This is a genomic window from Lactiplantibacillus pingfangensis (assembly GCF_005404945.1).
GTDB lineage: Bacteria > Bacillota > Bacilli > Lactobacillales > Lactobacillaceae > Lactiplantibacillus > Lactiplantibacillus pingfangensis.
The window spans coordinates 1-13,677 of the sequence record NZ_BJDG01000028.1 but is presented as its reverse complement, the minus strand read 5'-3'; the positions used below and the strand labels follow the sequence as shown (position 1 = coordinate 13,677).

The window sequence follows — 13,677 nt, the reverse complement described above, 5'->3', positions numbered from 1 at the left end:
TTTGTAATAGCTTTTCTAATTTTAAACTAGTGCCAAGACTAAGAAGTTAATCACGAATAATGCTGAAACACCCCAAATTAATGGATGGACGGTCTTCGCTTTACCGTTAACGGTCCGAATGATGCAATAGAAAATAAACCCGGCCGCAATCCCATAAGTAATATTGAAAGCAAATGCCATGATAAACGCCGTCATGAACGCTGGAATGGCTTCACTCAAGTCAGACCATGGAATCTTACTAAAGGAACTCATCATCATGACCCCGACTAGAATCAAAGATGGCGCAATCGCCGCGGTTGGAATAATCGACAATAGTGGTGACGCCAATGAACTGAGTAAGAATAAGATTGCCACCACGACACTCGTCAGCCCGGTCCGACCACCAGCGCCAATTCCGGCAGAGCTTTCAACATAAGTGGTAATGTTGGACGTGCCAAAAATCGAGCCAACCCCGGTTGCAATTGAATCTGCAAATAAGGCTTTATCCAATTTTGATTTGAACCCGGGCGCCTTTTCAAGTGCGAGTTCTTTTTCACCGGAGAAAATCCCGGTTTGCCGACCAGTCCCAATAAAGGTTCCCAGTGAATCAAAGGTATCCGATAAACTAAATGATAAAATCGTCATTAAAACTAAGATCAATCGGTTCTGTGAGGCGAAAAGTGATCCCATCCCTTTTGACGAAAAGGCCGCTAAGAAGGTTGTCCCTAACTGATGGAAAGACGCGCCAATGGAATAACCACTAGCAACATGTAAATTAGTTACGCCCATGGGAATCCCAATCACCGTTGTGGCTAAGATCCCAATCAGCAACGCCCCAGGAACTTTTCTAACTTTGAGAATGACCGTTAAAATCAACCCAATCAGCGCCAAAACGAGCGCCGGCGAATTAAACATTTGTAACGCTGGCGTCACACTCCCATTAGAAACCACGGTGCTAACGCCATGTTGGAACGTCGTTTGAGCCGCATTATAAACTTTGTTATTGATCGACGTGATACTAGTTGCGTCCGTCGTAAAATTGAGAAAGTTCGCATTTTTCAAACCAGCGTAGGCAATGAAGGCGCCAATCCCACCACTAATCGCTAGTTGTAAATTAATGGGAATTGCAGAAATCAGCATCTTCCGAATCTTGGTAGCAGTAATCACAATATTGATAATGCCACAGAAGAAAACTAAGGCGAGTCCTTCTTGCCAAGAAAATCCTAAGCTCATGACAACGGTATAAGTGAAAAAGGCATTCAATCCCATCCCCGGCGCCAGCGCGTAAGGCACATTGGCGAAGAGGCCCATCACTAAAGTCCCAGCAACGGAAGCGATGATGGTCGCTAGAAAGACGGCCTGTTGCGGCATTCCCGTTTGACCCAAAATCTGTGGGTTAACAAATAAAATATACGACATGGCGAAGAAAGTCGTGACACCGGCACCAATTTCAGTCCCAACCGTGGTTCCTGATTCCTTGAGCTTGAAAAACTTATCCAAAATCAATTCCTCCTTAAAATACGAACAATATAATTCCTGAACAAATAAATGTTAACTATTTCATCAATACTATAGCAGAACCCATTGAAAAATAACAGTGGTTTTCATAAAATATATGAACCTTATTTAATTTATTCAGGTAATCATTCGTATTTAAAGGACATTCAAGCCGTAATTATGGCTTACAAACTAATTCATTCGTCATTCCCGCTAATTCAGTCATATAAGCACCTTGACTGCCGTGTTTGAGTTAAAACCAACTAATTTTGTTGACACTGTGGCACGGTTCTACCTGTTTCCACGAAGCCTAGTTAGCTGGAGATTGGGACGGATAACATCGGTCGTGAAGGTGGCGTTGAATCGGCCGGTTTTGCCGATTTTATGCCACGGACGGGCCGGGACACTTGCGATTTTAGCAAGAGTTCCGGGCGAGGGCCAAGACGTGTTTGGCTTGGCCCGGTCCCACGACCGCATGTTATCCGTCCCAACCGGAAGCGACAGTCAGTATCACCTTTTAATCTTTAGCTCACAAAAAAACACCAGTATCACTTGTAAATTCCAAGTGAGCTTAGTGTTTTTTTGAGCCAACCAAATTCCAGTTAGCACTGAGACAATCAATTAAACTATTTCTTGTCAAACATCATGGTCATGCTTTGATGAAAGACGCCAGGATGAACACGTGAAAAATGAGCCATTAAGCGATCCGACCAGGCATAGAAATAACGTCGCTTGGGACGTTGATCCGTGGCAGCCCGATAAAAGACTTTGGCTAAATCAGCGGACGTTGCCGAGCTCATGCCACCCAATCGCGTCATCAACCCTTTGGTCTTATCGACCAAACCTTGATACGGCGAATCGGTACTGAGGTTCTTTTTGACATTGTCCATCGCAATTGAACTCCAGGCCGAGGCAGTCCCACCTGGTTCAATCACGACTGACCGCAACCCAAATTGCCGGATTTCTGTATCCAAGACATCGGACCAGACATTTAAGCTGTGCTTGCTGACGTAATACCAACCGCCGAGTGGTGAATACATGTCGCCACCCACCGACGAATTATTGATGATACGGCCAAAACCTTGTCGGCGCATCAGCGGCAAAACTAATTGGGCCAACTCGGCCGCGCCCAACAAGTTGGTCTCCAACTGTTGCCGGGCGCGTGCCATTGGGACTTCTTCTAACGGGCCAAATTCGCCATAGCCGGCATTATTCAGTAAGACATCAATCCGTCCCGTCAGCTCTTGCGCGGTTTGCACAAAGTTACGCTTAGATGGGGTATCGGTCACATCTAATTGCAACGCATGAATGTGCGCACCCGTTGGAATTTTGGTAACGCGCCGTGCACCAGCGAAGACTTCCCAGCCCTTTTCAGCAAATAATTTTGTCGCCGCTAAACCCATCCCACTTGAGGCACCAGTAATTAAGATTGTTTTTTTAGTCATTTTTGAAACCTGCTTTCTTTTAATTGATTAAACATTTATTTAATTAAAGCTTAAAAATAAAAATCGGTTTACCGATCTTTAAGTAGTCCTTGCATCGAAAACTGAATCACCGTTTCCAATTCACTCGCTAACACGGGTTGGTCAATGGCAAAACGTTGTCGCAACACCATTGTAAATGGGCCAAACAGCAAGGCCATCACCGTTTCTGGATTCGTCGTTTTCAGCCGGCCAGTCGCAGCGGCGGCTTCAAAAGCGACTTTCAGCGGTGCTGCCAATTGATTACCAGCTTGTAACACCGCCGCTGTGACCAACTGCGGATTATCTTCAATTGCGGCCAAATAATTTGCCTCAAGTTGATGCGCAACCAGTTGCTTGGCAAAGTGATTCACCGCATTGAACAGCCGTTCTTCCGGCGTTTTACCTTGATCAATATCTGCCTGTAGCCCCTCATCCACTAACGTTTTCACGTCAAGATAAATTTTGCCCAACATATCCGTTTTATCTTGATAATAAACATACGGTGTCCCGGAACTGACACCAGCACGCTTGGCTAGCTTACCAAATGATAATCCGGCAATACCCTCATCACGAGCAATTTCAAAAACAGCCTGTTTGATTCTGTTCTTTTTACCTTCATCAATTTTTCGCATGATTATATAATAAACGTTCATTTAGTTAATGTCAACTATTTTAATTATCGTAACAAAAAAAGACTTGCCAAGTCATCAGCAAGTCCTTCATCATTTAGGCTAGTCGCGCCTTAGTCTTAATCTTAGCTTTATTCAACAAGACTGAGCTCATGACGACAGACAGTGAACTAAATGCCATTGCCAAGCCAGCCAGTTCAGGACTCAAAGTGAAGCCAATCGTGAAGAAAATACCGGCAGCCACAGGAATCCCTAAAACGTTGTAGATAAACGCCCAGAACAAATTGAGCTTGATCCGATTAAAGGTTTTCCGACTCAATGCTAGGGCCTTATCCACATCACGCAGGTCATTTTTGACTAGGACAATCCCACCGGAATCAATGGCAATATCAGTCCCAGACCCCATCGCAATCCCAACATCAGCCATCGTTAAAGCCGGCGCGTCGTTAATCCCGTCACCAACGAAGGCCACTTTGCCAGTTTGTTGGAACGCCTTCACATGTTCCGCTTTGTCACCAGGTAACACATCCGCAATGACCTCATCAATACCAACTTGTTCAGCAACGGCTTGTGCCACCCGTTCGTTATCACCGGTTAACATCACGGTCTTCAGCCCGCGAGCCTTCAACTCGGCAATCGCTTCTTTTGAAGTCTCCTTAGGAACATCCTGAATCGCAATCATGCCAATAATACGGTCATCTAGGCCAACAAAGACGACGGTTTTCGCTTCATTTTGCAACTTAATTTCTTGCTGAGCTAAGTCATTGTCAAACTTTAAATCAGCTAATAGTTTGTGATTCCCAACGAAGCCATGTTTGCCATCAATAATCGCTGACACGCCTTTGCCTTCAATCGCTTGGAACTGATCAACTGCCTTAGCGCTAATCTTAGCGGTTTTCGCCCGTGCTAAAATTGCCGCCGCCAGTGGATGTTCCGAGGAATCTTCTAAACTAGCCGCAATTTGTAAGACTTGGGCTTCATCACCCACAATATCGGTCACTTGGGGCTTGCCAACTGTAATCGTCCCAGTTTTATCGAAAACAACCGTTTTAACATCGTTGACAGCTTCCAAAACTTCACCATTCTTAATCAAGATCCCCATCTTGGCGCCGCGACCGGTTCCCACCATTAATGCCGTGGGTGTCGCCAAACCAAGCGCACAGGGGCAAGCAATCACGACCACCGAAACGGCAAAAATCAAGGCGCGCGCCACGCTGGCATCTAAGAAGACATACCAAGTTAAGAACGTTAAAATGGCTAAAATTAAAACAACTGGTACAAAAATATCAGAAACTTTATCCGTCAATTTTTGAATTGGCGCGTGACTATTTTGGGCCTTTTTCACCAACTCAACAATTTGTGACAGCATCGTCTGATTGCCAACTTTATTCGCTTTCAATAAGAAGGTCCCCGTACTGTTCATGGTGGCCCCAATCACATTATCGTCGACTTGCTTCGTCACGGGCATGCTCTCACCAGTCACCATTGACTCGTCAACGGTGGAACTGCCTTTGACAATCACACCATCCACCGGCACTTTTTCACCTGGCTTAACTCGGATCACGTCATTCAAAACAACTTCACTCAGTGGTAATTTGACAAACTGACCGTCACGTAAGACTTCCGCGGCTTTGGCTTGCAAATTGGCCAACTTCTCTACCGCGTCAGACGCATTATTGCGCATCCGTTCTTCGAAAACTTGTCCGAGTAGCACAAAAGCAGTGACAAAGGCGGCACTTTCAAAGAAGACCGCTTGATTAGTAATCATCGCATAAATACTATATAAATAAGCTGTTACCGTCCCAATCGCCACGAGTGTATCCATGTTGGAATGGTGCTTTTTGAAAGATGCCCAAGCACTTTGCGCAAACGGGCCCGCCGAAACTAACATGATCACCGTTGTTAGCGCGAGTTGTGTCCAATTACCCCCAGGAAGCATCCAACCAAAAGGCATTAAAATCATATTCGCAAGCATTGGTAATGACAAAATTAATGAAATCCAAAAGCGTTTTGTGACTGTCATTAGGCAATGACCACCTTTCCACTAAACATGTCCATGCCACAACTATAATTAAATTCTCCGGCCTGATCGGTTGAAATCATCACCGTTTGCGGCTGATTTAAGGGTAAGGTCGTTTTAAACTGCAAGTCCGTCGAATGCACCACATCCAAACAGCCTTGAGCGTTCGTTCGCGTGAAAATCAATTTAGCGGGAATGCCTTGTTTCAGCGTCACCACCGCGGGTTGATAGCCCCCAGCAACAGTAATCTTTACAGTTTGTTGTGCTTCAGTCATTTGTTTGACCCCCTATTTAATGATGAGTTTGCCATGAAACATGTCCATCCCACAGGCCCACTCATATTCGCCAGGCTTGCTAGTATCAATTTTAATTGTTTCTAATTGATTCTTCGGTAATTCCTGGTTAATCCCAAAATCACTAAACACCACGCGATCTAAACAAGTTGACGCATCTTTGCGCGTAAAATTCAAAACGGCTGGAACCCCTTGTTTTAAAACCACATTTTCCGGTGAATAACCACCCTTTACTTCAATATCAACCGACTGCCGATCGTTAGTCACTGCTGCCTCGGCACTCGCCACCTGATGCTTGCCAAAAAACCACCACAGGATAAACCCGATAATGATCACACCAATTAGTAAAACAAGTAATTTTGTCATCTCAATTGCCTTCTCCCAAAATAATTATTTACGATTACATTTGTAAACTACAAGATATATCTTACCGTCATCGTTTACATTTGTCAACGATAAAATTTCAACACGATGAGCCATGCCTTTTAAGTATTCTGAAGTATGCAAAATAAGTACTGGTTATTAACCGTCATTATTTCTATAATTGAGCTGGTTAATTAATTCTGACTCACAAGGAGTGCTACCAATATGAAAAGTGCGATCTTTATGCAACCCGGCAAAATTGCCGTTGAAAACATTGAAAAACCAACCATTCAAGCTGCCGATGATGTGATTATTCACGTTGTGCGGACTTGTGTTTGTGGTTCGGACCTCTGGGCTTATCGTGGTCTGGAAGAAAAGGCCAACCATTCTGAAAACTCTGGTCATGAAGCCATCGGGGTTGTCGAAAGTGTCGGCGCCGACATTACAACCGTTCAACCCGGAGATTTCGTCATTGCCCCATTTACCCATGGCTGTGGCTATTGTGCCGCCTGTCTCGCTGGTTTTGAAGGCGATTGTCAAAATCATCAAGATAACTTTAGTAACGGCGTCCAAGCAGAGTATATCCGTTTCCAACATGCTGACTGGGCCTTGGTGAAAATCCCTGGACACCCAGCAGACTACAGCGATGCGATGTTGAATTCCTTACTGAGCTTAGCTGATGTCATGGCAACTGGTTATCATGCGGCCCGCGTCGCTAATGTCAAAACCGGCGACACCGTCGTGGTTGTTGGTGACGGTGCGGTTGGCCTTTGTGGCGTCATTGCCGCTAAGATGCGCGGTGCCAAACGGATTATCGCGATGAGTCGCCATGCTGATCGCCAACAATTAGCCTTAGAATTTGGCGCCACCGATATTATCGCCGAACGTGGTGACGACGCGATTGCTAAAGTGATGACCTTAACGAATCATGCCGGCGCCGATGCGGTTCTCGAATGTGTCGGTACAGAGTTGTCTAATGAGACAGCTATGCAAGCGGCGCGTCCCGGTGCCATTGTTGGACGTGTCGGTTTACCACATGAACCTAAGATGGATATGACGGCTTCCTTTTATAACAACACAATTATCGCTGGTGGACCGGCTTCCGTCACGACTTATGACAAGCAAGTCCTACTGAAAGCTGTTTTGGACGGTGAGATTCATCCCGGCAAAGTCTTTACCCAACGGTTTAAACTTGACGATATTGATTCGGCTTACCAAGCGATGACTAAACGTGAAGCGATTAAAGCACTGATTACCATCGACTAATCGCCAAAACGCGACTCGGATTACTGAGTCGCGTTTTTTATTGGTGGCGTTTTCACATTTGATATAGGACTATGTTATACTTTGGAAAAGACTATACAAGGAGTTCTAACCAACATGGCTAAACAAATTTTAGATGACAATACCAAATACTACCGCCGACATTCGACGGCCGATGTTGTGTTTGTCATCGCATTTTTACTTTCAATTTTCATCATGCAAAAGTTGTATGCCCCTATCTTAGTAATTCTCGTTTATGTGCTCTACGCAGAATTTGCGAGTCAAGTCTTAGTTTCACCGGTTGACAATCGGGTTGAAAAAATTTGGATTGACAAGGCGACTTGGAAAGCTTACAAAAAACGGCATCATATTTCAGGTTGGACTGAATATAATGCGGCAATGATTGATAACAAGAAGTTTTAGGCCAAAATAAAGCAGCCACCCATTTTTTGGATGACTGCTTTTAATTTGATTTACATTACTTTTCGACAGCGAAACCGCCATCCCAACCAATCTTTTCTTTGGCAGCTAAGGTCATTTGTAAGAAACCGAAGCTTTCCAACTCATGGGCACGTTTCAAGGTACCAGCATCCACAAAGGCCACGCCGCTGTCTTTCAAGGCAGCTTCCAAAGCAGCTTTAGCTTCGCTAGAGTCACTCGCAGCCATAACTGTCGTTTGTTGGCCGCCAACTTTACGGCTTTGCAAAGTTGCCGCAAAAGTAGTGTTGAACGCCTTGACAATTTTCGCATCTGGCAATAATTGCTTGATTTGTTCAGCAGCTGAGCTGTCTGCTGGCACAACTAGTTCATCCCAAGTGTCAAAATTCAATGGGTTAGTAATATCAACCACAATCTTTCCAACTAAAGCGGTTGGATTTGCCTTAGCGATACTAATTGCGGCTGGATATGGCACAGCCAAAACGACGATGTCACCTAAATCTTTAACTGGATCACCGTTAACCAAGTAGTTGACTTCGTTGCCACCTTGCTTGAATACATCACCAATAGCTTGACCCATGTTACCTTTACCAAAAATCGTAATTGCTGCCATTAAACAGACCCCCTGATTAATTAAGTTTATTGTTTACGCTTTCAAGTTACGATAATTTGGGTTGCCTGTCAATTAATTAGTTTACAATGCGAAAAGCTGACCCACACACCAAAATTGTGGGTCAGCTTTTCTGCTGTCATTATTTTATTTTTCTAACCGCCTATTGTCGACGACGCCACCATACGATGACACCGCCACTAATGGCTAATAACACCCCGCCGATGACTGACAATGCCGTCTGAACTTGCTCGTACCGACGGCATTTTAAATTATCGCGAAAATCATGCTTCCAGCAAGGGATAATAGCTTGCCACACAACTCTGAGTTGTCTCTCAATTTTAACTCACCAAATTGTTTTCTTACCCGTTGCTAAAGTCGCAGGTTTTGCCGGCATACGATGTAGCACTAACAGGCTTCGGGCCGAAAAGGCAATCGCAATGACGCCCACCACATAAAACCACGGATTGTTTTGCACGCTAAAATATGGACTGACGGCCGCCCACATATTGGTTGGCAAAAATGAGTTAATCGTCCCAATCAAAATGACGATAGCCAATCCTTTGGAAGCACCTAATTGCGTGCCGCGTTTTTCCCAGTATAGGCCTGGCATAATTCCCATTAAGATATTGGTGAAAATATACCATTTGAACATCGCCGGATCATTCATGAAGACCCTGAACAGGTTAACGGTTGCCATCATGACAATCACCCAACCGGCGACTCGCAACCAAGCTGAATGCACCGTTACATCAGGCCCCCAAATATCTGCGCGTTCCACATAAACACACTTAATTAAATTGTAGACTTCAAACAAGGTCCAGACGACTTCAGCAACCGCGGCCAAGTCAAAAATCCAAAAGCCCCCGACCGCGTGAGATGCCGTTGCAAAGACAAGAATTCCCATTGAATCAATGGCAAAGTAATATGAATGCATTAACAAATTGTACGGCGACTTGCCCTCACGATTCACCAATAAAAAGCTGTAAATATATTCAATAAAGCCAATCGCAAAAGTCAGCCCCGCCACTAATAGTGTGCTGACAAAATGTGGATTATTGGGACTAAAAGCGGTCACAAAATCGGTCAAGCGATAGCCAGTCCCATGATAAGTTGCTACTAGACTGTTCAAAAACTGCCACATTATACTTCAACTCCTCGTGTTTAATAAGATTGTGTATTATCATAGACTTATTAAATCAGCTTTTAGCGTCATTTTTGCTAAAAGTGTGTATTAACTGGAGATGATTTTTTTGGATGAACGCGTTCGAAAGACCAAACAAGCCTTAACCACCACATTATTTAAGTTATTAGCGACCCAACCGATTGATACGATAACTGTCACTGCACTCTGTCGGACCGCCCACATTAATCGACGCACTTTTTATAGTCATTACGAGCATGTCACTGATATTTTTGATGATTACCAAGTCATTTTGGCTGAACAGGTTGCCGCTTCATTAACAGGCGCACACTTAGATGCTCGGACATTAATTGCAACTTTTGATCGGATTTTGATGACCAACTTTTCTGGTTTTAAATACCTCTGTTTGAACCAGCAACAACAGCGACTAGTAGATCAATTGCAGCAAATGCTGTTCGAGACGTTATATGACAACCTACTCGCTCGTCAAAAAACGCCTGCCAACCAATTAGTCTTAACCTCGCTGGCAGCAGGAGTGATGCAAACTTACATTTATTGGTTCAATCACGAGGCGGAACTCACTTATGCCTGTGTCACTGAAACAAGTCAAAAATTAATCCAAGCACAGCTATCCTTAATCGATTGAAACATTATAATTAGCTCAATGCTTGGCATCACTCAAAAACGGTCGCACAACCGCCTGACAATAATCCCAAACTTGTTGTTCTGCGGTTGCCGAATAGTATCGTGTTGACGGCTTTTGTGGCTTAGCGTCACCCCAAAACAGTCCACTAATACCATCAACGTTCTCACTTGTCGCTAAATAAATATTGGTTGCTGCACCATGTTCCGGTGTCGCCATCGTGCGTAAGGGCCCAAACGACGCTAACTTGATGGCGACTTTATACACTAAGTTTACCAACCATCCCTTATCACTATCCTGACCAAAATTAGTGACGATTGCCCCAGGATGCGACGCGTTAACAGTCACATTCTGAACGCCTTGCTGCTTCAATAATTTGCCCTGATGCTGCGTATTCCAAATCACAAATAATTTTGATAACGAATACCGACGTTGCGCCGAGTTATCCTTTTCCAAGTTCAAATCGTTCAGGTCAGGTCGGCCACTAGCCCGATGTGAGGCTGAAGACATATTGATAATGCGACCATCTGAACTTTTTTCAAGGCTCGGTATTAATAATTGTGTCAACAAGAATGGCGCCAGCACGTTCAGAGCCATCGTTTTTTCAATGCCATCAACTGAAACAGCGCGGTGATTATTCAGGACCGCCCCGGCATTGTTGATCAACACGTCTAAGTGATCATTCTCCGCTAAAAATTGCGCGGCGAGCTGCTGAACCGCCCGCAGTGAAAATAAATCCGCAATTAAAAACGTGACTTGCTGATTGCCAGTCGCCGTGCGAATTTCAGCCACGACCCGTTGCGCCTTCTCACGATTACGTCCATGCACAATCACTTGATGGCCTTGTTGTGCTAAGGCCATCGCCGTTGCTTTGCCAATTCCATCCGTGGCACCAGTAATCAAAATTGTTTTTTTCAAAATAATCGCTCCTCTTTTTATAACTGACTAGTTAGTTACTTAAATGGCAAAAATTAAAGTGGCTCATTGCTGAACCGCTTTAATGACCACGTCAATTAGCTGTTCGACTTCTTCATTGCTAACAGTTGGTTGCCGCAATAATAATTGCGTGGGGGTGGCAAAGATCAATTCAAATGCAGGCCGAGATAAGTTCACATAGGCTTGATCCGCCACTAACTTTGTAAACAACTGGCCTAACGCGGAATCCAATTCGGTTCCGTGCTGTAGCGCCTGCTCATCCAAGGCTTCCGGGTTCGTCCACAGCGCTTGTACGAAATGCGCCGCCCGCGGTTGCTGGCGATACTGTGTCACCGAAAACTGTAACATGGCTCGCAATTGGGCAGCCAAATCCGGGGCCGTTGCTGACAACTCAGCCAATAGGCCTAAATGTAACTCATCTTTCACTGACTCATAAATCCGGCTTAACATATCCGTTTTATCTTGATAGTAAATATAGAGAGTTGCCGGACTGACCCCAGCGGTCTTCGCGACCTTAGCCGTTGTTAAATTGGTTAGCCCATCCTGGTCAACCAAGGTCATAACGGCCGCTTTAATTTTCAGTTTTTTTTGTTCATCTATTTTTCGCATGTGCCAATAATAACTGATTAGTCACTTATAATCAAGCCGAAACTTTTAAAAATTAACTCGCCAACAACTATTTCAATTTACGACCTTTAGTCGTCGTACAAAAAAAGCATTACCAACCAGCCTTGCTAAGCTGTTTGGTAATGCTAAGACTATTGAATTTCAGTGTCACCTATTTTCAATCTCAAAGTGACCGGATTGCTTTCGTCCGTTCATGCTATTGATAATACGTGGCAGCCATCTGACCCATCATTTTCTTAAAGCGGCGTTTTCGGAACCAGCCTAATAACATTACGCCAATCCGATTATTTGCGTCCGTTTTCTTATCTTTTCCTAAGAACGTTTCCGCATAAGTCAATCCGGCGTCATTATCGCCATCCCGTGTAAACTGATAATCGACTAAGTAATGGTCGTGCGGGGTTTCCAACTCGTAAGCGTATCGTACACCCGGTTCGGCATGGGTCACTTTGAGTGAACCCACCATGCCGTTGTGCCATTTCTTTTCATACTGAAACCCTTGCAAACTTTGCTTGGGTGCCGGTCGACCAGTTTGCTGCTGAATATCTGCTTGAGCTGAGTCAATCAATTGTTGATACAAATAGTCTACCGGAGCTTTTAATGTCATCTTAATTTGCATCTTTTTGGCTCCTTTCAAGCTGTCCAACGTGACGGTAAAGGATAAACAACACTGCACTGACTCCTAACCCTAGTCCGAGCGTTACCCATTGACCAACACTGCCGGCCATGGGACTCAAAACAACGGCTAATAATGCAAGGTTCATCCCGATGAGTAAACACTGCTTTAAGGTTTTCATGAGTTAGTTATTCTCCAATCTCGTTTGGTTTCATTCTGTTGGCAGCTTTAACAAATGGCACATAAATTGCGAAGGCAATCAAGCCGTTAACAACTTGTAAGACAACTGAACGCCAATCCATGGTGGCAACTAAAGCATTCATAATTGGTGGCATTGACCAAACAATGTTGTTGGTGATTGGGGCAACCCAACCAGCGGTAATGGCAGCATACGCAATGGAGACGGTTACAACTGGTGCTAAAATGAACGGAATAAAGTAAATTGGATCTAAGACGATTGGTAACCCAAACATAACTGGTTCGTTAATGTTGAAGAATCCAGGTCCAATGGCTAATTTCGCCACGGAACGTTGATCGTCACGCTTACTGAATATCAAGATAGCGATGAGTAAGAGTAAGGTCGAACCGGCCCCACCAATCCAAGCGTACAAGTCGAAACAGTTCCGAGTCCAGAGATATGGTAAGGCTTTGTGAGCTTGGAACGCGTTAACGTTAGCTAATTGGGCAGTTAACCAAATCCCATCTAAAACAGGTGCTAAAACGTTGGAACCGTGAATCCCAAAGAACCAGAAAACTTGAACTAACAACGTCATCAATAAGACGGCGCCATAACCTTGACTCATGTTCAATAGTGGTTCTTGGATAACTTTGGCAATCCATTCGATAACGGTTGTTTGGCCAAAGTTACTGAAGAGCCAGTTGATAATCCCAACGACGTAAAATGCTGCAGCGGCTGGAATAATCCCAGTAAAGGCATTGGCAACTGCCGGTGGCACTGAATCAGGCATTTTAATCGTAATATGTTTCTTCATCAAATAAATGTAGCAAGCACTGGCAATTGCCCCTAGAATCATAACGGTAAAGAAGCCGTATGAGCCAAAGTAGGTATTAAAGTTGAAGTATGCGCTAGGCCCTGTCAAGTTGTCAGATGAAATAATATAAATTTACTGTTGTCTCTAAGCGACCTCATTTCGGTATT

Annotated in this window: 15 protein-coding genes and 1 pseudogene; 3 read left to right on the top strand and 13 right to left on the bottom strand. The window is 44.3% G+C overall.

The window, feature by feature from the left end:
* Positions 1–21 precede the first annotated feature (21 nt).
* From FFM74_RS11790 to FFM74_RS11765, 6 genes are all read right to left on the bottom strand, one after another.
* Positions 22–1,479 (bottom strand): NCS2 family permease, encoded by a 1,458-nt coding sequence (locus FFM74_RS11790; RefSeq protein ID WP_137626830.1) that lies wholly within the window; start codon positions 1,477–1,479, stop codon positions 22–24.
* A 623-nt stretch (positions 1,480–2,102) separates the two neighbouring features.
* Positions 2,103–2,921: an SDR family NAD(P)-dependent oxidoreductase gene (locus FFM74_RS11785; RefSeq protein WP_137626829.1), complete on the bottom strand. Its 819-nt coding sequence runs from the start codon at positions 2,919–2,921 to the stop codon at positions 2,103–2,105.
* A 68-nt stretch (positions 2,922–2,989) separates the two neighbouring features.
* Positions 2,990–3,571, bottom strand: coding sequence for a TetR/AcrR family transcriptional regulator (locus FFM74_RS11780; RefSeq protein ID WP_171000730.1), 582 nt, complete (start codon positions 3,569–3,571; stop codon positions 2,990–2,992).
* Between the two features lie 94 nt (positions 3,572–3,665).
* On the bottom strand, positions 3,666–5,591 hold the full coding sequence (locus tag FFM74_RS11775) for a copper-translocating P-type ATPase (protein ID WP_137626827.1): 1,926 nt from the start codon (positions 5,589–5,591) through the stop codon (positions 3,666–3,668).
* A complete protein-coding gene (locus FFM74_RS11770) occupies positions 5,591–5,863 on the bottom strand; it encodes a cupredoxin domain-containing protein (protein WP_137626826.1) in 273 nt (90 codons plus the stop codon). The genes FFM74_RS11775 and FFM74_RS11770 overlap by 1 nt, the downstream gene beginning before the upstream one ends.
* Positions 5,864–5,875: 12 nt before the next feature.
* Positions 5,876–6,247 carry a cupredoxin domain-containing protein gene (locus tag FFM74_RS11765; protein WP_137626825.1) on the bottom strand — a complete coding sequence of 124 codons (372 nt, stop codon included), beginning with the start codon at positions 6,245–6,247 and terminating at the stop codon, positions 5,876–5,878.
* Between the two features lie 222 nt (positions 6,248–6,469).
* Between FFM74_RS11765 and FFM74_RS11760 the strand changes: the two genes are divergently transcribed.
* Together FFM74_RS11760 and FFM74_RS11755 are read left to right on the top strand one after the other, a co-directional pair.
* A complete protein-coding gene (locus FFM74_RS11760) occupies positions 6,470–7,510 on the top strand; it encodes a zinc-binding dehydrogenase (protein WP_137626824.1) in 1,041 nt (346 codons plus the stop codon).
* Between the two features lie 114 nt (positions 7,511–7,624).
* Positions 7,625–7,930: a hypothetical protein gene (locus FFM74_RS11755; RefSeq protein ID WP_137626823.1), complete on the top strand. Its 306-nt coding sequence runs from the start codon at positions 7,625–7,627 to the stop codon at positions 7,928–7,930.
* Between the two features lie 55 nt (positions 7,931–7,985).
* Here FFM74_RS11755 and FFM74_RS11750 read toward each other — a convergent pair whose 3' ends face one another.
* Both FFM74_RS11750 and FFM74_RS11745 read right to left on the bottom strand, forming a co-directional pair.
* On the bottom strand, positions 7,986–8,558 hold the full coding sequence (locus FFM74_RS11750; protein WP_137626822.1) for an NADPH-dependent F420 reductase: 573 nt from the start codon (positions 8,556–8,558) through the stop codon (positions 7,986–7,988).
* Positions 8,559–8,901: 343 nt separating this feature from the next.
* A complete protein-coding gene (locus FFM74_RS11745) occupies positions 8,902–9,699 on the bottom strand; it encodes a hypothetical protein (RefSeq protein ID WP_137626821.1) in 798 nt (265 codons plus the stop codon).
* Positions 9,700–9,808: 109 nt separating this feature from the next.
* Between FFM74_RS11745 and FFM74_RS11740 the strand changes: the two genes are divergently transcribed.
* Complete coding sequence (locus tag FFM74_RS11740) at positions 9,809–10,345, top strand: TetR/AcrR family transcriptional regulator (RefSeq protein ID WP_137626820.1); 537 nt, start codon at positions 9,809–9,811, stop codon at positions 10,343–10,345.
* A gap of 15 nt (positions 10,346–10,360) precedes the next feature.
* On the opposite strand, the gene FFM74_RS11735 is transcribed toward FFM74_RS11740, so the two are convergent.
* The 5 genes and pseudogenes from FFM74_RS11735 to FFM74_RS11715 all read right to left on the bottom strand — a co-directional run.
* Entirely contained in the window at positions 10,361–11,260 is a 900-nt protein-coding gene (locus FFM74_RS11735; protein WP_223877232.1) for an SDR family NAD(P)-dependent oxidoreductase, read from the bottom strand.
* Positions 11,261–11,323: 63 nt separating this feature from the next.
* Complete coding sequence (locus FFM74_RS11730; protein ID WP_137626818.1) at positions 11,324–11,887, bottom strand: TetR/AcrR family transcriptional regulator; 564 nt, start codon at positions 11,885–11,887, stop codon at positions 11,324–11,326.
* A 214-nt stretch (positions 11,888–12,101) separates the two neighbouring features.
* Complete coding sequence (locus tag FFM74_RS11725) at positions 12,102–12,521, bottom strand: DUF3284 domain-containing protein (protein WP_137626817.1); 420 nt, start codon at positions 12,519–12,521, stop codon at positions 12,102–12,104.
* Positions 12,511–12,699, bottom strand: a complete 189-nt coding sequence (locus FFM74_RS11720; RefSeq protein WP_137626816.1) for a hypothetical protein — start codon at positions 12,697–12,699, stop codon at positions 12,511–12,513. Before FFM74_RS11720 ends, FFM74_RS11725 begins: the two co-directional genes overlap by 11 nt.
* Positions 12,700–12,706: 7 nt before the next feature.
* Positions 12,707–13,600, bottom strand: a pseudogene (locus tag FFM74_RS11715) (PTS sugar transporter subunit IIC); the annotation flags it as partial.
* Positions 13,601–13,677 lie beyond the last annotated feature (77 nt).

Excerpts from the sequence above, each read along its gene's own strand:
- FFM74_RS11760 (WP_137626824.1), top strand. The coding sequence starts at position 6,470 with ATGAAAAGTGCGATCTTTATGCAACCCGGCAAAATTGCCGTTGAAAAC.
- FFM74_RS11755 (WP_137626823.1), top strand. The coding sequence starts at position 7,625 with ATGGCTAAACAAATTTTAGATGACAATACCAAATACTACCGCCGACAT.
- FFM74_RS11720 (WP_137626816.1), bottom strand. The coding sequence starts at position 12,699 with ATGAAAACCTTAAAGCAGTGTTTACTCATCGGGATGAACCTTGCATTA.
- FFM74_RS11780 (WP_171000730.1), bottom strand. The coding sequence starts at position 3,571 with ATGCGAAAAATTGATGAAGGTAAAAAGAACAGAATCAAACAGGCTGTT.
- FFM74_RS11770 (WP_137626826.1), bottom strand. The coding sequence starts at position 5,863 with ATGACTGAAGCACAACAAACTGTAAAGATTACTGTTGCTGGGGGCTAT.
- FFM74_RS11765 (WP_137626825.1), bottom strand. The coding sequence starts at position 6,247 with ATGACAAAATTACTTGTTTTACTAATTGGTGTGATCATTATCGGGTTT.
- FFM74_RS11750 (WP_137626822.1), bottom strand. The coding sequence starts at position 8,558 with ATGGCAGCAATTACGATTTTTGGTAAAGGTAACATGGGTCAAGCTATT.
- FFM74_RS11745 (WP_137626821.1), bottom strand. The coding sequence starts at position 9,699 with ATGTGGCAGTTTTTGAACAGTCTAGTAGCAACTTATCATGGGACTGGC.
- FFM74_RS11785 (WP_137626829.1), bottom strand. The coding sequence starts at position 2,921 with ATGACTAAAAAAACAATCTTAATTACTGGTGCCTCAAGTGGGATGGGT.
- FFM74_RS11725 (WP_137626817.1), bottom strand. The coding sequence starts at position 12,521 with ATGCAAATTAAGATGACATTAAAAGCTCCGGTAGACTATTTGTATCAA.
- FFM74_RS11730 (WP_137626818.1), bottom strand. The coding sequence starts at position 11,887 with ATGCGAAAAATAGATGAACAAAAAAAACTGAAAATTAAAGCGGCCGTT.
- FFM74_RS11775 (WP_137626827.1), bottom strand. The coding sequence starts at position 5,591 with ATGACAGTCACAAAACGCTTTTGGATTTCATTAATTTTGTCATTACCA.